At 52.1% G+C, this 8,518-nt stretch carries 7 protein-coding genes and 3 tRNA genes; 1 reads left to right on the top strand and 9 read right to left on the bottom strand.

Features of this window, described 5'->3' with window-relative positions:
- Positions 1-140: 140 nt before the first annotated feature.
- Positions 141-392: a type II toxin-antitoxin system Phd/YefM family antitoxin gene (locus JW953_15180; protein ID MBN1994038.1), complete on the bottom strand. Its 252-nt coding sequence runs from the start codon at positions 390-392 to the stop codon at positions 141-143.
- The gene (locus JW953_15175; protein ID MBN1994037.1) at positions 389-682 is read right to left on the bottom strand and encodes a type II toxin-antitoxin system RelE/ParE family toxin; all 294 of its coding nucleotides are present in this window, start codon (positions 680-682) and stop codon (positions 389-391) included. The genes JW953_15180 and JW953_15175 overlap by 4 nt, the downstream gene beginning before the upstream one ends.
- A gap of 89 nt (positions 683-771) precedes the next feature.
- Here JW953_15175 and JW953_15170 point away from each other — a divergent pair, with 89 nt between their 5' ends.
- Positions 772-1,293, top strand: a complete 522-nt coding sequence (locus JW953_15170) for a response regulator transcription factor (GenBank protein MBN1994036.1) — start codon at positions 772-774, stop codon at positions 1,291-1,293.
- A 166-nt stretch (positions 1,294-1,459) separates the two neighbouring features.
- Here JW953_15170 and JW953_15165 read toward each other — a convergent pair whose 3' ends face one another.
- From JW953_15165 to JW953_15135, 7 genes are all read right to left on the bottom strand, one after another.
- A complete protein-coding gene (locus tag JW953_15165; GenBank protein MBN1994035.1) occupies positions 1,460-3,868 on the bottom strand; it encodes an ABC transporter permease in 2,409 nt (802 codons plus the stop codon).
- Complete coding sequence (locus JW953_15160) at positions 3,865-5,805, bottom strand: ATP-binding cassette domain-containing protein (protein MBN1994034.1); 1,941 nt, start codon at positions 5,803-5,805, stop codon at positions 3,865-3,867. Before JW953_15160 ends, JW953_15165 begins: the two co-directional genes overlap by 4 nt.
- A 23-nt stretch (positions 5,806-5,828) precedes the next feature.
- Positions 5,829-6,287 carry a MarR family transcriptional regulator gene (locus JW953_15155; protein ID MBN1994033.1) on the bottom strand — a complete coding sequence of 153 codons (459 nt, stop codon included), beginning with the start codon at positions 6,285-6,287 and terminating at the stop codon, positions 5,829-5,831.
- Between the two features lie 776 nt (positions 6,288-7,063).
- Positions 7,064-8,092, bottom strand: a complete 1,029-nt coding sequence (locus tag JW953_15150) for an aldo/keto reductase (protein MBN1994032.1) — start codon at positions 8,090-8,092, stop codon at positions 7,064-7,066.
- Between the two features lie 170 nt (positions 8,093-8,262).
- Positions 8,263-8,334: transfer RNA gene (locus JW953_15145), tRNA-His, on the bottom strand.
- Positions 8,335-8,346: 12 nt separating this feature from the next.
- Positions 8,347-8,419: transfer RNA gene (locus tag JW953_15140), tRNA-Glu, on the bottom strand.
- Positions 8,420-8,432: 13 nt separating this feature from the next.
- Positions 8,433-8,516, bottom strand: a tRNA-Leu gene (locus JW953_15135).
- Positions 8,517-8,518: the final 2 nt, after the last annotated feature.

Raw genomic sequence — 8,518 nt, 5'->3', positions numbered from 1 at the left:
TTGGGATTTTTGAAACTGCTCCCGAATCGCTTTGATGTCCAACTTGCAGTTGCTCATATACACTGGCCGGCAGTTCAAGTTTTACCATGTTGGCCGCCATTTTTACACCTCGGTATCAGGCGAAGGATGAAACGAAAATGCTATTCATCAAAAACTATATCTTCTAGCCTGATCCCTTTGTTAGTCCGTAAGCTCTCTCGGGCTGTTGCAACCCGCGCCAGAAAACGTTCATCATGTTCCAACCGATAATCAAACCAATCATCTTCACTGCCAAAGCCAACCAGGAGACCCGCCGGTTTACCATGCCGGGTAATGATGACGTTTTCTTCTTCGGCCAGTCGTAAATATTCTGATAACTTATCTTTCACTTCTGTTAACGGTACTTCTTTCATTCCACTTCTCCCATTTCCGCTAACCAGGCCATGGCATCCGATTTTTTCACAATCGCCAATACTTCGACCACATCCTGAACAATATCATAAAATCCCCGGATTTCACCAACACGTAATCGGTACTGAGGACGCCTGATACCACGGAGTCGTTTAATCCGGTTCCTACTCAATTTATCCGGCTCGAATCGAAGGTGGGTTTCAAGCTCGTCTCGAACCATTGAACGATCACGCACGGATAAACGCTTCAAGTCTTGAATGGCTTCCGGGGCTAAAATGATCTCGTATCTCATTCTGGCTATATTCTAGCCAGATTTAAGCTAAATGTCAATAGGGATTTTTCTAAACGAGTGAGGAAAATTTTTACCGGCATTGTTTTTTCATGTATGCCCCCGATGTAATACTAATGGATTTGCTGAAGCCTGGAATGGACGGCGTAACCGCCACCCAGCAAGTCAAACAAGCCAGCCCGCGCACTCAGGTGATTGTGCTTACCTCTTACCATCAGGATGAACATATTTTTCCGGCCATCAAAGCCGGTGCTTTGTCTTATCTTCTCAAGGATATTAGTCCCCAAGAACTGGTTGACACGGTGCGAAAAGCCGCCCGGGGCGAAGTGGTACTCCATCCACGGGTGGCCGCCCGAATGATACAAGAGTTACACGGCGCGCCTCAAGATACAAATAATCCCCTGACCCCCCTCAGTGATCAAGAGCTGGAAGTGCTCCGCTTGGTGGCCGACGGGTTAACCAACGCCAAAATTGCCGAGCAATTGGTGATTAGTGATAAAACTGTCAAAAGCCACGTCAGTAATATTCTGAGTAAACTACACCTGGCTGACCGCACCCAAGCCGCTGTTTTTGCCTGGCGCGAAGGTGTCGTACAACGCGATGACGAGACTTGAGTTGGTTTTAGTAGAATGGTTCGAGGCGGGCGGCACATGTTGAACGTTGGGTGGCCTCTAAATACCGAGCCAGCATTATGTGGCTTGATGCCTGGAAATTAATTAGTTTAGCGGCGATTGGATCGAGGCAGAGGGGATCTGTGGGGAGTGAGGAAAGAATAAACCTTTATTCATAGGCCAGCACCTCGTTGATGGTTAACCTGGCTGCATTGCGGGCCGGTATGATGCTGGCAAAAACCGAAAGGATGATGACAACCGCCAGCCAAAGCAGGATGCCCAGCGGGGTGAAACTCAGGGCTATGGGCGAATCCAGTAATGATTCTCCGACAATCTTGAGCAGCAGGTGACCGATGGGAAATGATAAGCCTATCGCCAAAACCCAGCTGATCAAACCTATGACCAGCGCTTCGATAATGACTGATCGCATAATAGCCCTATCCACTGCCCCGATAGCTCTCATGACGCCGATTTCTCGGGTCCGCTCCAACACATTGATACTCATCGCGCCGGTCAAGCCCATACTGCCGACAAACGCGGTCAAGATGGCCATGATCAATAAAAAGGCGATCACGACATCAATGGTTATGGTTGCCTTCTGTTGTAAGTCATGACCAGATTCAATTTTTTGAAGCGCGAAATCCTGGTCAGTTAGATAATCATCAAGGCGGCGGGTCAGCGCTTGTTGAGAAGCGGCATCGTGCGCTTGGGTAATGATGCGGTACGAAGCGGCCTGGTTGGACAGATGGTTTCTTTCCGCAATAAATTCAAAATTTGCATAAGCGATGGGGTCTCCAAATAGCGCCAAAAACGGGAATATCCCCACCACTTGCCATTGTTCCACGTGGCGGCCTGGGAGTTTGATCCTCAAGCTGTCACCCACTTTAAGGTTGGGATAAAAACTATAAATAGTATCGGACACCACAATGGCCCTTTCCTCATTGGGCCAGAGCCACCGCCCAGCCGCCAATTCCATGTTAAGCAACTGCGTATCCTGGGGGGGCGCAATAATGGAGAGATTGGTCACCAAATTGTCATTCTCGTCCCAAACCTCGCCGGCGGCGGCGGCCCAGCCTTCCACGCCGTTAACGCCCGGTATCTCCAGCAGGGTTTGCTCAATCCTGCTAACCCGGTAAGGCCGGCGGAGGTCCACGGTTACATCGCCCATAAAGTGCTGCAGCAGTTGATCCGCCAGATTGTCCACCGAATCGCGCACATTGAACACCGCGATAAAAACGGCTCCGGCCACTGTGAGCGTAAAGAGGGTCAAGAGCAGGCGACCTTGCTGGCGAAACGTATTGCGGAATGAAAGCAGGAGCGGGCGGGAGATCCAGCTGACCCATCTGGGACTATGGTTAAAACGGCTTGGGGCAGCTTGATTGCCGGGGCGATAGTTACTGATTGCCCGTAGAACACTGGTTTTGGCCCCACGGTTGACGGGGAAAAAACCCGCGCCTAATGGGATCAGGGTGGCAACCAGGATTTGGGCCACAACGGCCAAAGGGATGCCCCGGCACCCTTGCAACTCAGCGCCAATCAAATAGGCGATAAACCAGGCCAGGCCATAGCCGGCGATTGCCCCAAGGGGCACGGCCAAAACCAGGGCAATCAAGCCATAGGCCATGATCAGCGTCAAGTACATCCCCAGAATTTGGATACTGCGCGCGCCAACCAACTTCATCACCCCAATCTGGCGCAGCTGTTGAGCCAGCAGCGCATTGAGCGTATTGATAATGAGTGAACTGCTCAGGACAGTGATCAAGACACCTAATGCCCCCAGTACGCCCAGAACAGCAAAAACTATGTCCGCCATTGGATGTTCATTGGAAAGGTGTTCCTCCAGCCGATAGACTTCTTGGCTCCGCTCTACCTTATCTCTGACCCTGGCGGCAACATCGGCGATGATTTCAGGTTGACTTCCGTCGCCCTCTACCGTGACATAAAGCCGGTTAAAATAGTCTGCCTGTCCCCATGACCGCAGTGTTTTCATGGTTATAAATGCATAACCCATCGCGTTTGGATCGGGCTTGGACGTTGTCTGATCGGCAACCAGCCCGGCTACGGTCAGGGTGTGGCTCGAACCATCGGGGAATTCGATTTCAATCTTGTCGCCGGGACGAAACCCGGTGATGTGCATCATATCCTGACTGATCACCACTTCGTCTTTGCCCGGGAATTGCGTGCCTTCAATTGGCGTTCGAAGACTGATAGGACTCGCAAAATCTAAGACACCAACCAGGGTTAGATTATGCCAATCTTCATCGCCTCGCCTCGCCCGGATGTCGACAACGCGGCGTCCTTCCACTTCTTTCACCCCGGGCACCTTTTTGATGGCTCGAACCAGGTCTTTATCAAATGGATCGGTCCACACATCAATATTGGACGGATTGACGGCAGCATAACCGCGACTGATATCGTCCTTCAGAATGACGAAGGCGCTGATGATCATGCCAATAGCAAAAACCCCGGCGGCAATGGAAGCAACCACCAGCCCGGTGCGGGTTTTGTCACCCCACAAGTCAAAGAATACTTTGCGCCAACGCGGTTTTAGCAAGTTTGGTTTGATCGCGGTGTTCACCGGTTGGTCTTCCTTCTGCTTATGTTTTCAGCCAGACGGGTGGTCGCCACCTCGTGAATGGCCTGTCGGGCTAAGGGGGACTCGTCAATGAGGCCGTAGAATAATTCGTTGGGCAATAGGGCCAACTCTGCGCCACGGCCCGCGGCGCGCACCTGGGCCGTGGCATGACCGCCCATGATCAATGAGATTTCGCCGAAAAATTGCCCGGGGCCAAAACGCGCCAGCCGTATTTCTTTCAACTGCTCATTGGTGACGACAATCTCCACCTCTCCAGACACAATCATAAAGAAATGCTCAACCGGTTCTCCTTCCCGGAGGATTGTTACCCCCGGCAAAACCTGCTGTTTCTGGGCGCGCCTGGTAGCCGCCAACATTTGCGGGTGCGACAGAAAGGGCAGGGCGCGGGCCACAGTTTTGTCAATGATCTCGCCATCGGACAGGATAATGGTTTGATCCGTTCTTTGGGTGATCGAAGGGTCGTGGGTGACAATCAAAACCGTTTTGCCGCGTTTGGCCAGATTTTCAAATAGATTAAGAATATTGTCGGCCGCGCGTGAATCGAGGTTGCCGGTGGGTTCATCTGCCAGGATAAGGGGCGGATCGGTGGCCAGGGCGCGGGCGATGGCGGCGCTTTGCTGCTGCCCGCTGGATACGGCTGTGGGCCGTTTGTAGGCTTGATCTGCCAGCCCAACCATTTCAAGCAAGGCCATGGCCCGCTCGGGGCGCTCAGAAAAGGGGTAAATGTTGCAGTAATCCATCGGCAGCATGGTGTTTTCCAGCAGGGTCAGGGTGGGCAAAAGCTGAAAAAACTGGAACACCACCCCCATGTTCTGCCCGCGCCACAAAGCCCGCCGGCTTTCACTCATCTGGTAGATGGGCTTGCCGCCAATGAGCACTTCCCCGGCGGTGGGATGGTCTACGCCCGTGATCATATTCAGCAGGGTAGATTTTCCACAGCCCGATTTCCCCACAATGGAGATAAACTGCCCGTAATTCAATTGCAGGTTGATGGATTTCAGCGCCACAAATTTCCCCGCCGCGTTTTCATAGACCTTCTCCACGTTACGCAAAACAATGGCGGGTGTTTCCTGGTGATGCGCCGCCGGCGCAGCATTAATCTCAATACGGGTTTTGGCCGCATCAAGGGAGACCGGCTCTTGTTCAGAAATCGGGGCTAAGGGTGTTACCGGCCGGCCGGTCGAACCAGAGCCATTTTCTGCCGGGCTGCTGACCACCCCATCCACAATCTGTAAACGGCGGGAAAAACGAGGGACGAAACTTTCATCATGGGTGACCATAACGATGGTTTTGCCCTGGTCAACCAATTTCGCAAAAATTTCCAGAATGGTTTCGGCCGTGACACTGTCCAGATTGCCGGTCGGTTCATCGGCGATGATCAGGTGCGGATCATTCACCAGCGCCCGGGCAATGGCCACGCGCTGTTTTTGTCCGCCAGAGATATGCGCCGGGATTTTGTAGGCATGATCGGCGATCTCAACCAACTCCAACAATTCGAGCGCCCGTTTTTTACTGACGATAGGATGGTACGCGCCTGAAAAGTCAGGCGGCAGCATAACGTTCTCCACCAGGCTGAGAGTGGGCATCAGCTCGAAAGATTGGTAAATGATCCCCAGGTTTTCACCGCGCCACAAGGCCAGTTTATCTTCATTCAGGGTGTGGATCGGGATAGAGGGGGTGGGTGATTGGCTGCCTACCCAATGAAATAAAATATTCCCGGAGGTCACCTTGCTCACCCCGGAGATCATATTGAGCAGGGTCGTTTTGCCCGCGCCGGATTTCCCCGTAATCCCCAGGAATTCGCCCTGCCGGATATCAAGGTTGACATGATCGAGAGCCACAAAAGGAACCTCACCGGTGAGGTATGCTTTAACCACATTTTGCATTTGGATAATGATGTTTTGATTTTTGCCGGTCATGCTTGATTGACCTGCCAACAGGATCACCTTTCAAATTGTGACTCAAAAAAGTCGATTGCCCGGGATATCAAACGAATGAATGTCTGGCTATCCTCTTCGCCCAAATGATTGAACAGAGCGGCCAGTTGTTCCTGAACATTTGCGATAAGCGCCTCAGCTGCTTTAGTTCCTTTATCTGTCAATCCAACCAGGACGATACGCCGGTCAGTGGGGGCCGGCAGGCGTTCTATATATCCCGCCTCTTCCAATGAGTTGATCAGATGGGTTACACCGGACGGGGTGATTTGTAACAGGTTGCTTATTTCTGTAACGGATAAGGCTGTTTTCTCGTCATCAAGGTTCAGCATCAAAGTCGCTAATAATTCATATTCACTCCGGGTCAGTCCGGTAATGACACCGGGCTTTAATTTCAGCGGAGGAAACCGTTTCATAAGCCGGAATAATATATCGTGCGTCGGGTCTAGAGATGGTTTTTTCGTCATGATAGGCCTCGCCTTTATTTCTCTGTTTATTATTTGATATGATAAATATTTTAGTAATTCAATATTTTATAGAATAAAAGAAAATTTACAAGGAAATCTTCAAATTGTCAATAGCTGGGTCGTATCCCTGCAACTTGTGGAGATGCGGCGGAAAAAGTGGACTGAATCGGGGCTCCCTGAACAAGGAAGCTTCAATAGAATGAGGTTTCAACAGATCCAGCTCGAGTGATTTCGGGGTGGATATTTGCGTTTGGGGAGATATTAGCTCTGAACCCTGCCAAAACCACATCCGAGCAAGCGGATGAGTTAAGTAGAGTCAGGACAGGCTATGATTATTGTTTCGGATGTGCTTGGAAGAAACGCCAGATAACCTCGCTGGCGTTGATCTCACGGCTCGTTTTGCCAATGAGGGCTTCGGGCAAGTATTACCAACAGGAGTGGATTTTTCGCCCAGTGGCAACCACCCAAGCCAGGTACGGCGATCTTGAGGGAAGAATGATCTCGAACGAAGTGATAGTACAAACGCCACCATTGCACGTGCATCAACAAGGCGTGTTCGGATTGGGCCAATGACCAGGCTTGCGCATCAGGGGGGCCACGGATTGGCGGAGGAAGTCGTCACAACCGGGGTGAGGGCTGGCATAGCCGTTGGTATCAACCCTCTTCTTGCGCCCGCGGGGTGTGCTGGCTGCTTTGTTCATCCGTCGGGTGAAGATGGTTTTTAATGTAAAGTTCGTCTAACCGCATCAGACTGCCTAACTGGTCTCGTTCCATTTTCATCCCCGGCTTGAGGCAACCTGGTCGTAGAAGGCGATGTTTTCAACAAGCATCTCCCGGATGGGCAGTTGATAGGGGCAACGCGCCTCACAGTCGCCACATTCGGCGCAGCGCCGGGCACTCTCAACGGCCTCGGCCACGAAACCGGTGAAGAAGCGCTCCGGCGGGAAGCGATGCCAGAAACTACGCAGGGTCATAACGGTCGAGATACGCACCTCTTGCGGACATGGTTGGCAATAGTCGCAGCGCCGGCAAAAACGGTCGCCAACTTTGGCGCGAATGCCTTCAATATCCTGCCATTCCTGAGGGGTCAATGTCCAGGAGCCGTTGACGATGTCCACAATCTCTTCGATTTCTTCAATCTTTTGGATGCCGGGATCCGGCACAATATGCTCATACTGGAGCAGATGCTTGAGGGTTAGCCGGGCATTGTCCAGCAGACCACCGGCAAACGGCTTCATCGCAATGAACCCAACATCGTGCTGCCGGGCCAAAGGAATCAAGGCTTGGCCCGCTTCATCGGTGACAAAGTTGAAGGGGAACTGTATCGTCTCAAAGTAACCTGATGGAACGGCTTGTAAAGCAATGTCCAAGGAGTGACTGGTAAGGCCAATATGCCGAATTTTGCCGGCGCGCAAAGCCGTCTGGGCCGCTTCCAGCGCGCCGCCCGGGCCAAGCACCTGCTCGTATGCGGCTGCTGTGCTGACATTATGGAATTGCCACAAGTCAATGTAATCGGTGCGCAAGCGCTGCAAACTCAAATCCAGGTGGGCCAGGGCCGTGACCTTGTCTCGCGCGCCGGTTTTGGTGGCAATGATCACTTGTTGTCGCCGACCGGCGATGGCCTGGCCGATCCGCTCCTCGCTGGTAGTGTAGCCGTTGGCCGTATCAAGCATAGTGATGCCCAAATCAAGGCACCGCCGCACCACCCTGACTGCCTTTTCATGACTCAGGCGTTGGATGGGGATACCACCAAAAGCCACCCGCGAGACTTGCAGATCGGTTTGGCCTAATCTCACTTGTTTCATAACATTCACCTCGTTAGTTTTTTTGATTGACGTTAAATTCTTAAATTTAGAATTCGCTACCCTACAGAACTTTTGTTCTTTGTTGAGATAATTTGAAATCAGTGAAGCTAACCTGATCCTGAAACAAAAAAAGCACCACTAAAGGTGCCTCTTTGTTAAAAATGTCTAAGGGTGGCTGACGGGGCTCGAACCCGTAACCTCCTGGGCCACAACCAGGTGCTCTACCATTGAGCCACAGCCACCATGTTCCCCCATGCCGCATACGGGATTCGAACCCGTGTTACCGCCTTGAGAGGGCGGCGTCCTGGGCCACTAGACGAATGCGGCTTATTGATAAGTATGCCGAAGGTGGGACTCGAACCCACACGAGGCTACCCTCACTACGCCCTGAACGTAGCGCGTCTGCCAGTTCCGCCACTTCGGCGC

It is taken from the genome of Anaerolineae bacterium, assembly GCA_016931895.1.
Lineage (GTDB): Bacteria > Chloroflexota > Anaerolineae > 4572-78 > J111 > JAFGNV01.
Note: the sequence above shows the minus strand (reverse complement) of the source record. Positions and strands in the feature narration are given on the sequence as shown.